The 17103-nt window shown below is 62.6% G+C and carries 14 protein-coding genes; 7 read left to right on the forward strand and 7 right to left on the reverse strand.

Features of this window, described 5'->3' with window-relative positions:
* Positions 1 to 206: 206 nt before the first annotated feature.
* Genes VOY09_RS12890 through VOY09_RS12915 form a run of 6 tightly spaced genes read left to right on the forward strand, consistent with a single transcriptional unit; the run spans position 207 to position 7668 of the window.
* Positions 207 to 770 (forward strand): winged helix DNA-binding protein, encoded by a 564-nt coding sequence (locus VOY09_RS12890; protein ID WP_322894195.1) that lies wholly within the window; start codon positions 207 to 209, stop codon positions 768 to 770.
* A 1-nt stretch (position 771) separates the two neighbouring features.
* The gene (locus VOY09_RS12895) at positions 772 to 2610 is read left to right on the forward strand and encodes a dipeptide ABC transporter ATP-binding protein (protein WP_416236744.1); all 1839 of its coding nucleotides are present in this window, start codon (positions 772 to 774) and stop codon (positions 2608 to 2610) included.
* A 21-nt stretch (positions 2611 to 2631) separates the two neighbouring features.
* On the forward strand, positions 2632 to 4152 hold the full coding sequence (locus tag VOY09_RS12900) for an ABC transporter substrate-binding protein (protein WP_322894193.1): 1521 nt from the start codon (positions 2632 to 2634) through the stop codon (positions 4150 to 4152).
* 49 nt (positions 4153 to 4201) lie between these two features.
* Positions 4202 to 5125 (forward strand): ABC transporter permease, encoded by a 924-nt coding sequence (locus VOY09_RS12905; protein ID WP_322894192.1) that lies wholly within the window; start codon positions 4202 to 4204, stop codon positions 5123 to 5125.
* Positions 5126 to 5128: 3 nt separating this feature from the next.
* Positions 5129 to 5980: an ABC transporter permease gene (locus tag VOY09_RS12910; protein WP_322894191.1), complete on the forward strand. Its 852-nt coding sequence runs from the start codon at positions 5129 to 5131 to the stop codon at positions 5978 to 5980.
* Entirely contained in the window at positions 5977 to 7668 is a 1692-nt protein-coding gene (locus tag VOY09_RS12915; protein WP_322894190.1) for a peptidase M14, read from the forward strand. The genes VOY09_RS12910 and VOY09_RS12915 overlap by 4 nt, the downstream gene beginning before the upstream one ends.
* An 85-nt stretch (positions 7669 to 7753) precedes the next feature.
* Here VOY09_RS12915 and VOY09_RS12920 read toward each other — a convergent pair whose 3' ends face one another.
* Positions 7754 to 8710, reverse strand: a complete 957-nt coding sequence (locus VOY09_RS12920; protein WP_322894189.1) for a ParB/RepB/Spo0J family partition protein — start codon at positions 8708 to 8710, stop codon at positions 7754 to 7756.
* A gap of 307 nt (positions 8711 to 9017) precedes the next feature.
* Here VOY09_RS12920 and ggt point away from each other — a divergent pair, with 307 nt between their 5' ends.
* The gene (gene ggt / locus VOY09_RS12925; protein WP_322894188.1) at positions 9018 to 10808 is read left to right on the forward strand and encodes a gamma-glutamyltransferase; all 1791 of its coding nucleotides are present in this window, start codon (positions 9018 to 9020) and stop codon (positions 10806 to 10808) included.
* Positions 10809 to 10882: 74 nt separating this feature from the next.
* Here the strand turns inward: ggt and VOY09_RS12930 are convergent, their stop codons facing one another.
* Genes VOY09_RS12930 through VOY09_RS12955 form a run of 6 tightly spaced genes read right to left on the reverse strand, consistent with a single transcriptional unit; the run spans position 10883 to position 16825 of the window.
* Positions 10883 to 12001 (reverse strand): ATP-binding protein, encoded by a 1119-nt coding sequence (locus VOY09_RS12930; RefSeq protein ID WP_322894187.1) that lies wholly within the window; start codon positions 11999 to 12001, stop codon positions 10883 to 10885.
* Positions 11998 to 12699: a response regulator transcription factor gene (locus tag VOY09_RS12935; protein ID WP_322894186.1), complete on the reverse strand. Its 702-nt coding sequence runs from the start codon at positions 12697 to 12699 to the stop codon at positions 11998 to 12000. Before VOY09_RS12935 ends, VOY09_RS12930 begins: the two co-directional genes overlap by 4 nt.
* A 17-nt stretch (positions 12700 to 12716) precedes the next feature.
* Positions 12717 to 14066 carry a TolC family protein gene (locus VOY09_RS12940; RefSeq protein WP_322894185.1) on the reverse strand — a complete coding sequence of 450 codons (1350 nt, stop codon included), beginning with the start codon at positions 14064 to 14066 and terminating at the stop codon, positions 12717 to 12719.
* Positions 14063 to 14986: an efflux RND transporter periplasmic adaptor subunit gene (locus tag VOY09_RS12945; RefSeq protein WP_322894184.1), complete on the reverse strand. Its 924-nt coding sequence runs from the start codon at positions 14984 to 14986 to the stop codon at positions 14063 to 14065. The genes VOY09_RS12940 and VOY09_RS12945 overlap by 4 nt, the downstream gene beginning before the upstream one ends.
* Positions 14986 to 15693: an ABC transporter ATP-binding protein gene (locus VOY09_RS12950; protein WP_322894183.1), complete on the reverse strand. Its 708-nt coding sequence runs from the start codon at positions 15691 to 15693 to the stop codon at positions 14986 to 14988. The genes VOY09_RS12945 and VOY09_RS12950 overlap by 1 nt, the downstream gene beginning before the upstream one ends.
* Positions 15694 to 15697: 4 nt before the next feature.
* Positions 15698 to 16825 carry an ABC transporter permease gene (locus tag VOY09_RS12955; RefSeq protein WP_322894182.1) on the reverse strand — a complete coding sequence of 376 codons (1128 nt, stop codon included), beginning with the start codon at positions 16823 to 16825 and terminating at the stop codon, positions 15698 to 15700.
* Between the last annotated feature and the right edge of the window lie 278 nt (positions 16826 to 17103).

The following is a 17103-nucleotide window of genomic DNA, read 5'->3' on the forward strand; positions in this document are numbered from 1 at the left end:
CGCTTTCGCAAAGCGGCCCATGGTTACAAGGGGACCAGAGACAAAAGATGACACCGCTTCCTTTGTCCAATGACGCATTGTGCAATCCATTTAAGCATTGCCACAAATATCCGGCAGTTCCGGGCGGGTGAACGCGGAAAACGATGCGACAAGTGATTGACATCTTATCGACATAATGCTGACGTGGCGCGATTAAGGAGCCGCCTATGTCCCGTTCGCCGCAGACAGATCCCATGGTCATTCCATCGCATATGCGCCCGGTGCGCGATGTGGGGCCGATTGTGTCATCGTCGCATCTGGCCGAAGGTGGATCGCCGGGCATGTCAGAGGTTGAATATGGCCTGATCCTTGCCAGCCATGCCTTTGAACGCTGGATGGTCCGCTGCATGGCGGCGTCGGGCGTGCCCGGTCTGTCGCCGGTCGAGGTTCTGATCCTGCATTCGATCCGCCACCGCGACCGCGAGAAAAAGCTGGCTGACCTCTGTCTCGTCTTGGATATCGAAGATACGCATGTCGTGAATTACGCCATCAAGAAACTGCAGGCGGCGGGGCTTTTGACGACCGGTCGTGCGGCCAAGGAAAAGACCGTCCGCATCACCGAAGCCGGCGCAGAGGCCTGCGCGCGCTATGCCAAGATCCGCGAACGTCTTTTGGTGGACAGCACCGCCAATGCCCGCCCTTCGGAAGAAGCCCTGTCCGAGATTGCCGCCGTGCTGCGCTTTATGTCGGGTGCTTTCAATCAGGCGGCACGCTCTGCCGCGACACTTTAGGATGAAGCCCTTGCTGACAGCGCCTGACGCCCTGCTGACCATTGATAACCTTTCCGTGTCCTTTGGGACCAGCCGCGTTGTGGACGGCTTAAGCCTTTCGGTCGCCCCGGGGCGGACATTGGCCGTTGTGGGCGAAAGCGGATCGGGAAAATCCGTGACATCAGCGGCGATCATGCGGCTGGCCGATGGCGCTGGCGCGACCTATGGCAGCGGGCGCATTCTGTTCCGCACCGGCGGCAGTGAGATTGACCTGTTGCAGCAATCGCAGGACCGGATGCGCAAGATCCGCGGCAAAGAGATCGCGATGATCTTTCAGGAACCGATGACATCGCTGAACCCCGTCTTCACCATCGGCGATCAGATTGCAGAAGTGCTGATGCTGCACGAAAATATGGATCGCCGCGCCGCCTGGGGCGAGGCCGCGCGCCTGCTTGATCTGGTGCGCTTGCCGGATGCCGGCACGATGGTGCGCCGCTATCCGCATCAACTGTCGGGCGGGATGCGCCAGCGGGTGATGATCGCCATGGCGCTGGCCTGCCGGCCCAAACTGCTGATCGCGGATGAACCGACAACGGCGCTGGATGTGACGATACAGGCGCAGGTTCTGACCATCATCAAAGAGCTTCAGGCCGAGCTTGGCATGGCGGTTCTGTTCATCACCCATGACATGGGGGTGGTGGCCGAAATGGCCGATGACGTGGTCGTCATGTGGAAAGGCCGCAAGGTCGAAGACGGGCCAGCGGCGCAGATCTTTGCCGCGCCCAAACATCCCTATACGCAGACCTTGCTGAACGCCGTGCCGCGACTGGGCAGCATGGGCGGGCGTGATCTGCCGCGCCGTGACCCGGTGATGATGCTGGACGGTGAAACCACCCGCATGGTTGGCGAAACCCGCGATCAGGACACCGCCCGCTTTGACGCGGCACCGATCCTGTCGGTGCGCAATCTGTCCGTCAGCTTTGACGTGCGCAAGACCCTGCTTGGCCGGGTGACGCATCGCTGCAGCGCGGTGCAGCAGGTGTCGTTTGACATCCATCCGGGGGAAACTCTGGCGCTGGTTGGTGAATCCGGGTCCGGCAAATCCACCATCGGGCGCACCGTGCAGCAGTTGCAACTGCCGGTCGGCGGCGAGGTGTTCTGGGGCGGCAAGGCGATGTCGGCCATGGATCGCGCCGAGCGTCACCGGCTGCGGCAAGATGTGCAATATATCTTTCAGGATCCATTCGCCTCGCTCGACCCGCGCAAGACCGTGGGTTATTCGATTGCCGAACCGATCCGCACCCATAACCTGCTGGACGGCAGCGCGCGCATCAATCGCCGTGTTGCCGAATTGCTGGAACGTGTGGGGCTGGAGGCTGATCACGCCGAACGCTATCCGCATCAGTTTTCCGGCGGGCAGAGGCAGCGGGTCAGCATTGCGCGCGCGCTGGCCTCTGACCCCAAGCTGATCATCGCGGATGAGGCGCTGTCGGCGCTGGATGTGTCTATTCAGGCGCAGATCATCAACCTGTTCATGGATCTGCAACAGGAACGCGGGCTGGCCTATCTGTTCATCAGCCATGATCTGGCCGTGGTCGAAAAGATGAGCCACCGGGTCGCCGTGCTGTATCTGGGTCAGATCATGGAACTGGGCAGCCGCAAGCAAGTGTTCGAGACGCCCACCCATCCCTATACCCGCCGTCTGCTGTCTGCGGTTCCGGTCGCTGACCCCGGCGCGCGGGCGAGCCGCCCCCGGATCGAGGGTGAGATTCCCTCGACAACCCGCGCCGTGGGGGATGAGCCGCAGGTTCTGCTGCGCCGGGAAATTGCCCCCGGCCATTTCGTCGCCATCGATCAATAACATCAACCGACAGGAGAGATCATGAGGAAAACCAAAGGAATAACCGCAGCCCTGCTTGCGCTGACGCTTGGCGCGATGCCGTTGCACGCGCAGGAAGGCAAGCTGACTGTCTCATCCCCGCAAGACCCGGGCAGCTGGGACCCGATTGATACCTTTCTGGTCAACTGGGCATCGGTCGCGACCAATATGTTCGACGGCCTGACCTATCGCAACGAAGATCTTGAACTGGTGCCGGGTCTCGCCACGGCATGGGAAGAACTCGACGATGGCACCCGCATCCGTTTCACCCTGCGTGAAGGCGTCACCTTCCACAATGGCGAGCCGTTCAACGCCGAAGCTGTCCGTTTCACCTTTGAGCGCCTTCTGGGCGAGGATGGCGCAGCCGGGCCGCAGCGGTCGAATTATACCGCCATCGAGCGGGTCGAGGTGATCGACGATTTCACCGTCGATTTCCATCTGTCCGCGCCCGATCCGGTGCTGCTGACCAAGCTGGCCGCCTATGGCGGGATGATCGTGCCGCCGCAATATTTTGCGGAACATGGCGATGATTATTTCAACGTGAACCCGGTCGGCACCGGCCCGTTCCGGTTCGTGTCTTACGAACCGCGCGTGGGCATCAGCATGGAAGCCTATGAAGATCACTGGAACGGCGCGCCCGCGCTGGCCGAACTGGAATTCCGCTTTATCACCGAACCGTCCACCGCCCTTGCAGAACTGCAATCAGGTGGCGTCGATCTGGTGATCCCGCCGACCATCCCGATCGGCATGATCCCGACGATCGAAGCTGACCCGAACCTGACGCTGGTTTCCCGCCCCGGCCCGACTGTTTATTCTCTGCGCTTTAACACGCAGGACGGGATCACTGCGGATGAACGCGTGCGCCGCGCCCTGATCATGGCCGTCGACCGCGAGGCGATTGTCGACTCCGTTCTTGGCGGACAGGCATCGGTGATCGCGTCGCTGCAAGGGCCGTTGTCCTTTGGCTATGACGAAGCCCTTGCGCCACTGCCCTACGATCCCGAAGCCGCACGCGCGCTGCTGGACGAGGCCGGTGTGCCACAGGGTGCGACCGTGCAGATCGACATCCGTGGCAATGAACCGACCTTTAACGAGGTGGTGCAGGCCGTGGGCGCCTATCTGTCGATGGTGGGCGTCACCGCAACGATCCAGCCCTATGAAACCAACGTGCTGCTGAACGACATCATCCCGCAGGGTAAAACCGGTGAGATGTTCCAGCAAAGCTGGGGCGGCTGGACGCTGGATTACGACAATACCGCCTATTCCATGTATCACACCGGCGAAAACTGGAACCCCTATGACAGCGATGCAGAGCTTGACGCCTTGCTGGAAAGCCAGCGCCCGCTGACCGACCGGGACGCGCGCGAGCAGATCCTGCAAGAGATCGCCGCCTATACTGCCGAACGTGCGCTGGAAATGCCGCTTTATAACCTGAATGCCATCTATGGCGTCAGCAACCGCGTGCAGAACTTCATCGCCCCGCCTGACAGCCGCCTGCGGCTTGACCGGGTGACGGTGCAATAACACAGCGCGGGGGCCGGTTGCGGCCCCCGCCACAAGCAAAGGATGCAGAATGGTTGGCTTTTTGATCAAGCGGTTGTTACAGGCGGTTTTCGTCGTCGTGGCGGTGACATTGATCGTCGCCTTCGCCATTCGCATGACGGGTGATCCGGCGCTGATGCTGACAGCCGGGTCATCCAACGTGACAGAGGCTGATCTGCTGCGCATCCGCGAAGGGCTGGGCCTGAACCAGCCGTTCTATGTGCAATATCTGCAGTCACTGTCGGGGCTGTTCACGCTGGATTTCGGGCGCAGCTTCATGGGCGGCACGCCAGTGTCGCAGCTGATCGCAGGGGCTTTGCCCGCGACACTGATGCTGGCTTTCGCGTCGATGGCTGTGTCCATCTTGCTGTCGATCCCGCTGGGCATTCACGCGGCAGTGTCGCAGGGGCGGTGGCCGGATCAGATGATCCGTATCCTGTCGCTGGTCGGGCTATCCTTTCCGAATTTCTGGCTGGCGACGATGCTGGTGCTGCTGTTCTCGATCACCCTGCGCTGGTTGCCGCCCAGCGGCATGAACGGCTTTGCGACCTTTATCATGCCTGCGGTCACTATGGGGATCATCCTGACGGCGACGAATGTGCGTCTGGTGCGAACATCCATGCTGGAAACCTTGCAGGCGCAATATATCACTGTCGCCCGCGCCAAGGGATTGAGCGAAAGCAAAGTGCTTTACAAACACGCCCTGCGCAATTGCGCGATTCCGCTGGTCACCTTCCTTGGGCTGCAATTCGGCGGTCTGCTGGGCGGGATTGTGGTGGTCGAGCGGGTGTTCAACTGGCCCGGCATGGGGTCACTTGCCTTTGATGCGGTGGCGTCGCGGGATTATCCCGTATTGCAGGCGGTGATCATGATCCTGTCCCTGATGATCGTTGCCGTGAACCTTCTGGTCGATGTCGCCTATGGGCTGATCGATCCGCGTATCCGAACGGAGTAGACCATGGCCAAATCGCAAACCCGCAGCAATATGCGCTTCGGCAGTCTTGAATTCATCCTTGGGGCCGGATTGGTCGCGCTTATCGCGCTGACGGTGCTGTTTTCGGATGTCCTGTTCCCCGGCATGGCAGGAGAGATCAACCTGACCGCGCGCCTGTTGCCGCCGTTTCAGGAGGCCGGGCATATCTTTGGCACCGATGCCCTTGGCCGCGACGTGCTGGCGCGGGTTGCTGCGGGGGGCTGGATCTCGCTTCAGGTGGGGTTTGTCTCGGTGCTGGGATCGGTGGTGATCGGGGTCACGATGGGGCTGATTGCCGGCTATTACCGCGGCATCTGGGATATCATCGTCATGCGCTTTGCCGATGTGCAACTGGCGCTGCCTTTCATCCTGCTGGCGATCACCTTTATCGCGATTCTGGGCGGCAGTCTGCGCAACACCATCATCCTGCTGATCGTGTCGCAATGGGTGCAATATGCGCGGCTGGTGCGCGGTTTGGTGCTGTCCTTGCGGGACCGGGAATTCATCCTGTCGGCGCGCGCCATCGGTGTCGCGGACCGTAACATCATCCTGAGCCATCTGTTGCCGAACCTGATGGGGCCGATTGTCGTTCTGATGACGCTGAACGTGGCCAATAACATCCTGCTGGAAAGCAGCCTGACGTTTCTGGGCCTTGGCGTTGACCCGTCGATCCCCAGCTGGGGCGGGATGCTGGCGGAAGGGCGCACCTATCTGCAAACGGCCTGGTGGGTCAGCGTCTTTCCAGGGCTGGCGATTTTGCTGACAGTGCTTGGCCTGAACCTGCTGGGTGACTGGCTGCGGGACAGCCTTGACCCAACCGGACGGGTGGGGCGATGAGATATTCACAGACCTTCCCGCGCACATTGGACAATCTGGATTTTACCCCTGGCACGCAGGTCGAAATCTGGACCTTCGACGATGTCTTTGCCCGCCGCGCGGCCGAGGCGCGACTGGCCGCGAAAGATGTCCAGGCCCGCATCCGCAGCGCGCTGAAACCTTTGCTGCATTTCTTTGTGGAAGATGTGGCGCTGGACGGGCTGACGGCGGTCGATGTGTCCTATCCCGTCCATCCCGAAGCACCCGCAAACCGTTTTTTGCTGGAGGCCTATCCCCTGCCCGCCCTGTTGCCGGGTGTCGGGGTCAGTTTCCGGCCCGGCGGGGAAGCCGCCTATCAGGTCACGCTGCATTATGGCGCGCGGCAGGAAATGCATCATGTTTTTGCGCCCAACCGCCTGCATCAGGATGCGACAGGCGGGCTGGTGCTGTCGCCGACTGGCTGGCTGCGCAGCGCGGAAACCGACACAAGGATCGAAACGGATGTCGAGGCTGTGTTCGCAGCGGCGCTTGCCGCAGTGGCAGGCCATGACTGGGACAAGGCCGAGCCGTTCTTTGAAGAACTGAACATCCATGTGACGCTGCCGATGCAGGACCTGCCGCTGCCCTGCGGCGATGAGGTGATCAGCCTGCGCGAAGCGATGCATGAGGATCTGTATTTCTCGGTTCTGGAACATTTTCAGATCAGAACCGGCCGCCAGATCGGTGCCCGCGATCTGCGGCCCGGCCAGATCGTGCCAGAGGTTGTCGCAGGCCCTGACGTCACCTTGCGCGTGGAAACCCGCGCATTCAACATCACCCCGCCCGCCGCAAAACCGCGCCAGCCGCTGGATCAGGCGCAGGCACCGCTGTGCCCCTTGCAGGTGGCGGGTGAACTAGCGGCCTTGGGTGGCACAGGTTTTACCGCCGGGTCCCGCAGCAACCGCGCGGTGCAGGCCCGGCACCTGCCCGGTGCCGGGCGCGCCGTGATGATCAGCGCAGGTCAACACGCCAATGAAACCACAGGCGTGGTGGGCGCGCTGCGCGCGGCGCAACGGCTGGCGCAACAAGGCGCGGCTTTCACCATATCGCCGCTGGAAAACCCTGATGGCTATGCCCTGCACCAGCGGCTGATCGACGCCAATCCACGGCATATGCACCATGCTGCACGCTACACCGCCTTGGGCGATGATCTTGAATATCGCAGCGCCGATATGCCGGGCGAAAAAGCGATCCGCACGCAGGCCGAGCAATTGTCGGGCGCTGTGCTGCATCTCAACCTGCATGGCTATCCGGCGCATGAATGGATCCGGCCGTTTTCAGGCTATGTGCCGCGTGGCTTTGCGCTTTGGACCCTGCCCAAGGGGTTTTTCCTGATTTTCCGCCACCACCCCGGCTGGGAAGCCGCGACCGAGGTTTTGGCAGATCGCGTCACAAAGCATTTGGCCGATGTGCCGGGTCTGATCCTGCAGAACCGCGCCCAGATCAGGCTTTATGAAATCCACGCGGGTGAAACCGGGTTCCGGATGATCAACGGCTTTCCCTGTCTGATCTCGACCGACGACCGGCATGCGGTGCCGCTGACCCTGATTACCGAGGCGGTGGATGAAACCATCTATGGCAGCGCGTTCCGGATGGCGCATGAGGCGCAGATGCAGACCGTGCTTGCGGCGCGGTGGGCCTTGCAGGATCTGGATCTGCCGGTGGTTTGAGAACGGTTGTCGCAATATTGCCCATAGCGATTTCCCCTTAACACGTTGATATGAAAGTACGAATATAGAAGTTGCCAATTGGCAATCATGCCGTTTTGCGCGATGCCAGATACGCCTCTACCGCAGAGCGTAGGGCGACATCCGCCAGTGTGGCACTGAATTCCAGCGCGATCAGATTGCCCTTTTTCTTCAGCCGCACGTTGCCGCGCGGATGCGAAAAGAAGGTTGGCTGCGCTTTGCGTGGTAATGCCGCCCTGCCGGCGGCCTTCAGCCGGGTCAGCACCTCTGCGGCAGGCAAACCCTGACCGGCAATCGCCTTTGCCTCGGACAGCACGTTGCCGCGGGTTTTCAGATTGCTCAGCAGCGGGCGTAGCTGACGCACATGCCCTTCCTTGATCTCGCGGATCGAGGCGAAGGCGGCGACAACCTCTGTTTCCAGCCGTGCGAGTTGCAGGAACCGCGACAGAAACCCCGGTGACACCTGCAATCGTTCCGCCATCAGGCGCTGGCGTCCGTCATAATAGACATCCACCGCGCGGGCATAATCGCGGGCGCGTTCGAAATCGGAAATATCTTCGCGGTCGCGGTTTTCGATATCGGCAAGACGGAATGCCGCTTCATCGGTGAGGTCGCGTTCCTCGATCAGAAAATCGAGCTGCGGGTGATCATGCGCGCGCAGCCAGCTGACGGCGAAATGACGCCGCGCGCCGCAGATCACCTCGAACTCCGGTGCATCAGTGCCTTGGCCCGCGGGCCGCAGACGCCGGACCACGGCGGGAAATTCCTGCTGGCCCTGCGCCTTGATCCCGTCGATCAGATCGGCGCAATTTTCGGCATTCAGCAGATCATAGACGCGGTTATGCCCGCCCCACATCACGCAGGTCGCGGGATCAACCAGCCGTGTCCCACCTGTCTGTCGCGGAGCGGGCGTCGCCGTAGCGGTGTTGAGAAAATGTTGTGGCTTTGTCCCAGTGACCGGCTTTTCCAACACATCCAGATGTTTCAGAAGATCGGCAAAGATCGTGTTATGGGTCTTATTCATCGGATATTTCCTTTTGTCACAAGATGGCGGGGCCATGTCTTGCGGGTTTCAGTTTCAACCTGACAGCCCAGTGCATCTGCGCTGTTCTTGGTCGTTCATCTTAGCCGCTGACGTTTTAAAATAATGATAAGCCGCCGTTCTGTGGTGTTGCGCAGGAACATTCGTTTCAGGCGAGAAGCACTTGATCTGCTCGCCTGATCATGCACTCTTGCCGTCAAGTTATGGGTCCATTGGCAACAGTCAGTCGGTCGCGCGGGTGTGAAATCACATCGTCGCGGATGGCCCGAACAACATAGGGGAGAGTTTCATGTATCGATCAACATCCACGGCCATTCTGGCATGGCTTCTGGCGTCACAAGCGATGGCGCAGCAGGCGTCTGACGTGATCGTGCCGGAACCGGCAACCGAGGTCGCGCAGGAATTCCCCGGCATATCAGATGCCGCCGCCGCAGCGCTGGCGGCGAAAGGTGACGGCCTGCCGGTCGAAGCGACCGATTGGATGATCACCGCCGCGAACCCCTTGGCCGTCGATGCCGGTGCGCGGGTGCTGCGCGAAGGTGGCAATGCCGCCGATGCGATGGTCGCCGTGCAGGCGGTGCTGGGGTTGGTGGAGCCGCAATCCTCCGGCCTGGGCGGCGGTGCGTTCCTTGTCTGGTATGACGCTGAAAGCGGTGAGATCACGACACTGGATGCGCGCGAAACCGCCCCATTGGCCGCCGATCCGCGCTATTTTCAGGATGCGGACGGCGCGCCGCTGGATTTCATGACGGCTGTCGTCAGCGGTCGCTCGGTCGGGACGCCGGGTACACCAAAACTGATGGAAGAGGCGCATCGCCGCTGGGGCCGGTCGAACTGGCAGGGCCTGTTTGACGATGCGATCAGCCATGCCGAGGATGGTTTCGCCGTCTCGACCCGGATGGCGGATTCGGTGGCGGCGGCGGCAGACAGCCTGACGACCTTTCCCGCGACGGCGGATTATTTCCTGCCGGATGGCGCACCGGTTGCCGCCGGTGCCACGCTGACCAACCCCGCCTATGCCGAGACTTTGCGCCAAATCGCGACGCAAGGCACGCAGGCGTTTTATACCGGCGAGATTGCGGCCGATATCGTGGCGGCGACCCGCACCGCCGATAATCCCGGCCTGTTGTCGATGACTGACCTTGCCCGCTATCAGGTGATCGAACGACCTGCGGTCTGTTATGATTATCGCGGCGCAGAGGTATGCGGCATGGGGCCGCCGTCATCCGGTGCGGTGGCGGTCGCACAGATCCTGGGCATGCTGGAAAATTTCGACATCGGCGCGATGGGTCCGCAGGACGTTGAAGCGCGGCGTCTGATGGGGGATGCGACCCGGCTCGCCTTTGCCGACAGAGGCCGGTATCTGGCTGACAGCGATTTCGTGCCGGTGCCGTTGCAGGGGCTGATCGACCGCGATTATCTGGCCAGCCGTGCCGATCTGCTGCGCGGCGATGACGCCTTGCCCGAAGTGTCGGCAGGCACCCCGGAATGGGATCACGCCATGATCTGGGGCGATGATCTGCGCGAGGAACGTCCGGCGACATCGCATATTTCCATTGTCGATGCCGACGGCAATGTCCTGTCGATGACCACAACGATTGAAGGTGGTTTCGGGTCGCGGATCTTTGTGCGGGGCTTCCTGCTCAATAATGAGCTGACAGATTTCTCTTTCGCTACCCATGCCGATGGCTGGCCTATCGCCAACCGGGTGGAGCCGGGCAAGCGCCCGCGCTCTTCCATGTCACCGACCATCGTGCTGCGCGACGGATCGCCTGTACTGGCCATCGGCAGCCCCGGTGGGGCGACGATCATCGGCTTCACCGCGCAGGCGATCATCGCCTATCTTGATTGGGGGATGAATGTGCAGGAGGCGGTGTCGATGCCGCATCTGATCAACAGCTTCGGCACCTATCAGATCGAGGCCGGCACTTGGGCCGAGGATTTGACGGCCCCTTTGACCGATCTGGGGTTCGAGACGAATGTGACGGCGATGACATCCGGCCTGCAGGCAATCTCGATTGGCGACGGGCTGCGCGGTGGTGCCGATCCCCGGCGCGAAGGGATCGCGCTGGGGGATTGAAGGGCCATATAACGCTCGATCCCAGTTTTGCGTAAATCGCGCGCGCTGGGGCTGGTCTACCTGCGCCCGCGCGGTCAGGACGGCCCTGTCGCGGCGGGTGGCGGAAGGGCCGGAAGCCGCAAGTCAAAGCTGGCACCGCCACCGGGGCGGGGCGCGTGGGTGATGGTGCCGCCATGCGCTTCGGCCAGGCTGCGCAGCACGGCAAGGCCAAGCCCGCTGCCGCCGGTCTTGCTGCCGCGCGATGCATCAGCGCGCCAGAACCGGTCAAAAGCGCGCGCGGCCTGATCTGGTGATAAGCCCGGACCACGGTCAAGCACGCGCAGCACAGCCATATTGCCATCGGCAAAGGTTTCGACCCGCAGCCCCTGTCCGTCCGCATAGCGCCGGGCATTGTCGAGCAGGATCGCCAGCATCTGCCGGAGCCGGGCGGGATCGGCGACAGCAGGCGCAGGCCGCAGATCGGTTTCGATATCATCCGGTTCGCTGGCCAGCATATTTGCGACCAGATCAGCCAGATCAAGCGGTTCCGGATAAAGCTGGAACCGCCCGGCATCGGCCAGGGTCAGCAGGTTGAGATCCTCGATGATCCGGTGCAGCTGGCCAGTCTGCACCAAAAGCGCGCGCAGACCGGCCTCATCCAGCGGGAAAATCCCGTCGATCATGCCGTTCAGCCGCCCGATCAGCACCGTCAACGGTGTGCGCAGTTCATGCGCAATAGCGGCATTTGTTTCGCGCAATTCCCGTTCGGCGCGCGCGACACCTTCGGCCATGGCGTTGAAATTATTCTGAAAGCGGTCGATTTCCCTGATCCGGCTGGGGCGACTATCTGCCCTTGCACTGGTTTCGCCGCGCGCCAGATCCTCCAGCGCGCTGGCCACGGCATCCAGCGGGCGCATCAGGCGGCGGCTGTGAACCATGCCGACCAGACCGCCAACCAGCGTGCCCAGAAAGATTGCCACCGGCATAACGGCGCGGACCGGAAAGCTGGTGTAAAAGGCGTTCAGCGCATTTGACAGCTCAGTGCCATAGGGGCCTTCGCTGTTCAGTTCTGCCAGCAAGGCGGGGGACAGGCCTGCCTCGAAACTGCGGAAATTCCACCAATCCGCCAGCATGACCACCGCAAAGATCACCCCGACAGCGACCAAGGCGGAGAGGCCCGCCGCGCGGAACAGATAGCTGGACAGATGGTTCATGCGGCACCCTCTGCCGGGTCGAGCCGGTAGCCGAAACCGCGCAGATTGACGATGCGCACCTGCGCGCCGATCTCGGCCAGTTTGCTGCGCAGATGCGAGATATGGCTGTCCACGGTGCGTTCCAGCGCATCGCTGTCTTCCAGCCCCGCATCCAGCAATTCACTGCGGCTGAAGGCGCGTCCGGGCTGTTGCAGCAGCACCGACAGCAGGCGATATTCGCTGTCAGTCAGCCCGGCATCACGGCCATCGGCAGAGACCCTGCGCGCGACAGGATCAAGCAGCAGATTGCCTGCCCGCAATCCAGCACCGATCTGCGGGCGGACGCGGCGCAGCACGGCGGTCACACGCGCGACCACCTCTTTGGGGTTGAACGGCTTGGTCACATAATCATCGGCCCCGATCCGCAAGGCAGATAGTTTATCGACATCTTCCGACAAGGCGCTGACCACGATGACCGGCAAGGTATCATCGCGGCTGCGCAGGGCCGACAGCACCTGAAACCCGTCGCGGCGCGGGATATTGAGGTCAAGCAGCATCAGATCAGGCCGCAACGTCGCGGTCAGCCGCAAGGCCTGATCCCCGTCGCGCGCGGTCAGGGTGCGATAGCCCGCAGCCTCAAGGTAGCGCGACAGGATCAGGGCGATTTCGGCCTCATCCTCGATGATCAGGATCAGCGCATTGGGGTCATGTCGGTCCATCGCCTGCCTTACCTGTGTTACGCCGGAGCAGGCGCGGTTGTTGCATCACAGCCCGGCAACACAGGCGGCAGCGCATCATGGAGTGCTGCGGCAGCCAGAAATGCCTCGGCCCTTGTGCGGTCGATATCGGCTTGCGCCGCATTCAGGCCGCGTGTCGCCTCAGCCAGGTCCAGCGCATCGGCCTGTCCTGCGTCAAGCCGGGCGCGGACCCTGTCGAGGTCGTCGCGCGCATTGCGCCATGCCGCAATGGCGGCGTCAAGCCCGGCTTCGGCGCTTTGGCGGGCGGTGGTGGCCTCCAGCGCGGTAATCTCGGCCTGATTGCGGGCGCGCAGCCAGTCGATTTCGGCCTGCGCGACCGACAGCCGGGCGCGGTCGATGGTGCGGCGCGACTGGCCGCTATCGAGCAGATTACCCTCAAGCCGCACCACATTGGTCACCGCCGCCGCATTGCCGGTGATCAGACCGGCGAGTGTCGTGGCCGTTGCGGACAAGGATGAGGTCAGCACCAGACGCGGACGGGTCTCAGCCAGCGTTTGCGCGCGGGTTGCATCGCTGGCCTGAAACCGCAGCCAAGCGGTACAGACCGCAGGTGTCGCCTGTGTCGCAGCCAGATCGGTGCGCGCGGACAGCGCGGGGCGTGTCGCGGATTTGAGAGAGATCGCAGCGGGGATCGTTTGCACGCCCAGCGCGCGCAGCCGTGCCTCGGCCAAGGCCACCCGCCCTGCGGCCCCGGCAGAGGCCGCCTGCGCCCGGATCAGCGCCTGATTGCGCGCGGCCAGATCGGCGCCGGTGATTTCGCCCGCATCGCGGCGCAGGCGCAGCAGGACGATGGCATTCTGGTCGGCGCTGATCGTTTCCGCCGCGCGGGCCACATCACCGCGCGCTTCGGCCAAGGCAACCCAGCCTTGGGTCACGGCGCGTGCCAAGGTCCGCCGCGCGATGAGCAGGTCCAGACCGCTGGCGGTATGATCCAAGGACGCAGCCTGCAAAGCGGCATCAATGCGGCCGGTCAGATCGGGTTCATAGCGCAGCGCGCCCGTGACCGACAATGCTTTGTTATCCGCGCCAAAACCCGCTGTCGCACCCAGCCCCGCGCTGCTGCGGACCTGATCCAGCGCAAGATCTGCCGCACGGAACCGCGCGCGGGCGGATGCCGCGTCCAGCCCTGTGGCATCCGCCTCGGCCAGCATCCGGCGCAATCCGGCATCGCCGAAATCAAGGGTCCAGACCGGGGCCACGGTCGTTTGCAGCGACGATTGAAAATCAGCCGCGCGTTGGGCGGTGACAGGGCGGCCATCGAGTTCAGGTGCTGCAGCACAGGCAGATAACAGCAAGGCGGTCAGTGCCAATGTGGTAAAGCGGTTCATTCTGCGATCCTCGCGATCATGCGTTGGCCCAGCACCAGTTTGGCAATCTGGTCGGCAGGGCCATCGAGCCGGATTGAGATTTCGACCGTCCGCGCCTCGTCCCCGCGCCCGGCTTGTCCGGCCTGTGCAGAGGCCAGACTGCCAAACACCGGCGCGACCCGGCTGACGCTGCCAGTCAACCGGCTGCCGTCATCACGTTCACGCAGGATTTCAGCGCTTTGTCCGGGATGCACCAGCCCGACAAATTGTTCGTCTAATTGCGCCTTCAGCACCAAGGGGCCATCGGGTGCGAGCAGGAACATTTCTGTCACCGTGCTGGTCGAGGTCCCGTCGCCCGGGCGCGCGGTGCGGCGCACGATCACGCCATCGACCGGCGCGCGCACGATATGGGCATCGGCGGCGGCTTCCTGCACTTTCAGCCGTTCCTGCGCCAGCACGACATTCTGCCCCGCAATCGCCAGTTCAATCGCGGCGACCCGCGCATTGCGTGTGGCCTCGGTGATCTGGCGCTGCGGCAGGGCGTCGGCGGCGGCAAGGGGGGCGAGCCTGTCAGCCTCGGCCTGTGCGGCCTCTGCCCTGATACGGGACAATTGTTCCTGTGTGCGGCTTTGCTCCAACTCAGCCTGCGCGATGGTCAGCTGCACCTGTGCAGAGGTATCATTCAGCCGGGCGAGTTCCTGCCCTTTGGTGACTTTGTCACCTTCTTCGACCATCACCGCCTCGATCAAGCCTTCACGCTGCGCGGCCAGCCGCATCAGCCCGCCAGAGGGTTCAACCACCCCGCGCGCCACGGCGATGAAACTGCCGCTGGGCTGTTCAAGCGGCGCAACAAAGTCATCCTGCGCACGCAGCATCGATGCCGAGAGCACAGCGCTAATCACAAAGACGGCAAAAAGGCATAGAGCTAAAAAGCGTTTCATCACATTCCCTCGGTCTGGATGCGGTCGATCCGGCCCGCACGCATATGGTAAATCCGGTCGGCAAAAGGGCTGAGCCGGTCGTCATGGGTCACGCAGATCACGCTGACCCCGTGGTCACTGGCCAGCCTGCGCAGATGGCGGCTGACCATTTCGGCGTTTTCGGTATCGAGCGCGCTGGTCGGCTCGTCCGCAAAGATCACTTGCGGCGCTTTGGCCAAGGCGCAGGCGATGGCGACGCGCTGCTTTTCACCCCCCGACAAGGCATCCGGGCGCAGGTTGGCGCGCGGGCCAAGGCCCACATCCTCTAGCGCGGCCATCGCACGCTCCTGCGCCTCGGCTGCCGGAATGCCCATATGGCCCAACACCAGTGCGATCTGTTCATGCGCACGCAACGCCGGAAACAGGATCGAGCCCTGAAACACAAAACCCATATGCCGCAGCCGGAATGCGTCACGTGCGCGCGCGCGCAGCGACCACAGGTCTTGGCCCAGCACATTGACCTGCCCCGCATCGGGGGCTGTCAGCCCGGCAAGGATCGCAAGCAAGGTGGATTTGCCGCAGCCTGACGGCCCTTTGACGAGCGACAAGGCCCCGCGCGGCAAGGTGATGTCGAGGTTTTCAAGAATCTGCACCGCCTTGCCGCGTTTACCGAAATGTTTGGAAATCGCAGTGCCCGACAGGACATGCAGATTGGTGTCGTGTTTCATGACGTTACCTCAACAAAGATGCAGGATCGGCGCGGCGCAGGCGGCGCAAGGCCAGCAGGTTGGAGATCACCACCGTCAGCGCCAGCCCTGCGGCCACGGCAGCGGCCAAGGGCACAGGCAGTTCCGACGCGACACCGCGCTGATGCAGGGCCCAGAGCACGACGAGCGACGCCAGCGCGGTCAGCACCAAGGCGGCGAGACAGACGTAAAGCCCCTGTTTCATCACCACCCATTGCACCGCGCGAAAGCTGATCCCGTAGGCGCGCAAAGCCGCATATTCGCGCATCGCACCTGCCACGGCGGCGCCCAAGGTCTGGCTGACCACCATCAGCGTGATCACCAAAGCAATCGCACTTGAGGCCAGAAACAAGGTCCCCGCGCCAGAGCCAAGCGCCCATGACCTGACGGTCGCTGCAGACAGATCAGATGGTTGCCAGACCCGGTATTCCGGTTGCGGTATCCCCTGCGCCAGCCGTTCCGCGACCACCTGGGGATCGGCACCGGCACGCAGCCGGGCCAGATAAAAGGCTGGATTGGTGCCACCACCCGGTGCCAGATCACGTGCGGTCAGTTCCGACATGATCAGCTGGATGCCGAACATCGCCCGTACACCGTCGGCCAAGGCGACGACGCGCAAAGACTGCCGGTTCACCCGCAGCCGGTCGCCCAGAGCCACGCCCAGTTTGCGCGCATCGGTGCGGTCGATGATGATCGTGCCGGGATCGCGCAGCTTCTGGCGCAGATCATCCGGGATCGCGCGGGCCAGCAGCATCGGGTCCGCGCCGATTGGCAGCGGGGTGACAAGGCCCATCTGCCCGGTCTCTTCATTGTCGCCGATGCTGACATAATTTGGGTTGGTAAAGGGTTCGATCCGGGTGATATCTGGATCAAGCCACAGCCGCCCAATAGCCAACTCACTCAACCCGCGGCTTTGATCGAGCGCCACCGCATCCGCCGGGCCGATCCACAGATCAGCTTGGCTGAGGCGCACCGGGGCCGCTGATAGCGAAAAAGCGCCCATCGCCAGGGCGGCCTGCACGACCATCATCAGGCCCGAGATACCGACGGCAATGATGACCGGCAGATACCGCCGCCAGCAATACAACACAGATTTGAACGCGAGATTTATCATGCCGCTGCTGTCCCACAGGTTTGTGGAGCGGGCATGGAGGCGGCGTTGAGAGTTGCGTGATCCCGAAGGGGCAGTCAAAAGATTGCCGCCTCATATCGGCAACGCAGCGGACCCAAGACAATGCAGGTCGATATCACGACGCCAAAGACGTAGACATATCTGCATCCGGTGCGATATGCTTGTAGTCAGTTATATACTGGCCACGGCCACACGGCGGGATGGACCATCTGTCACGTGTGATATCCTTGGTTTGTCATGGAATTGTCACAGGCCATCGT

This window comes from Yoonia sp. 67-2, assembly GCF_035117555.1.
In the GTDB taxonomy this organism is placed as follows: Bacteria; Pseudomonadota; Alphaproteobacteria; order Rhodobacterales; family Rhodobacteraceae; genus Yoonia.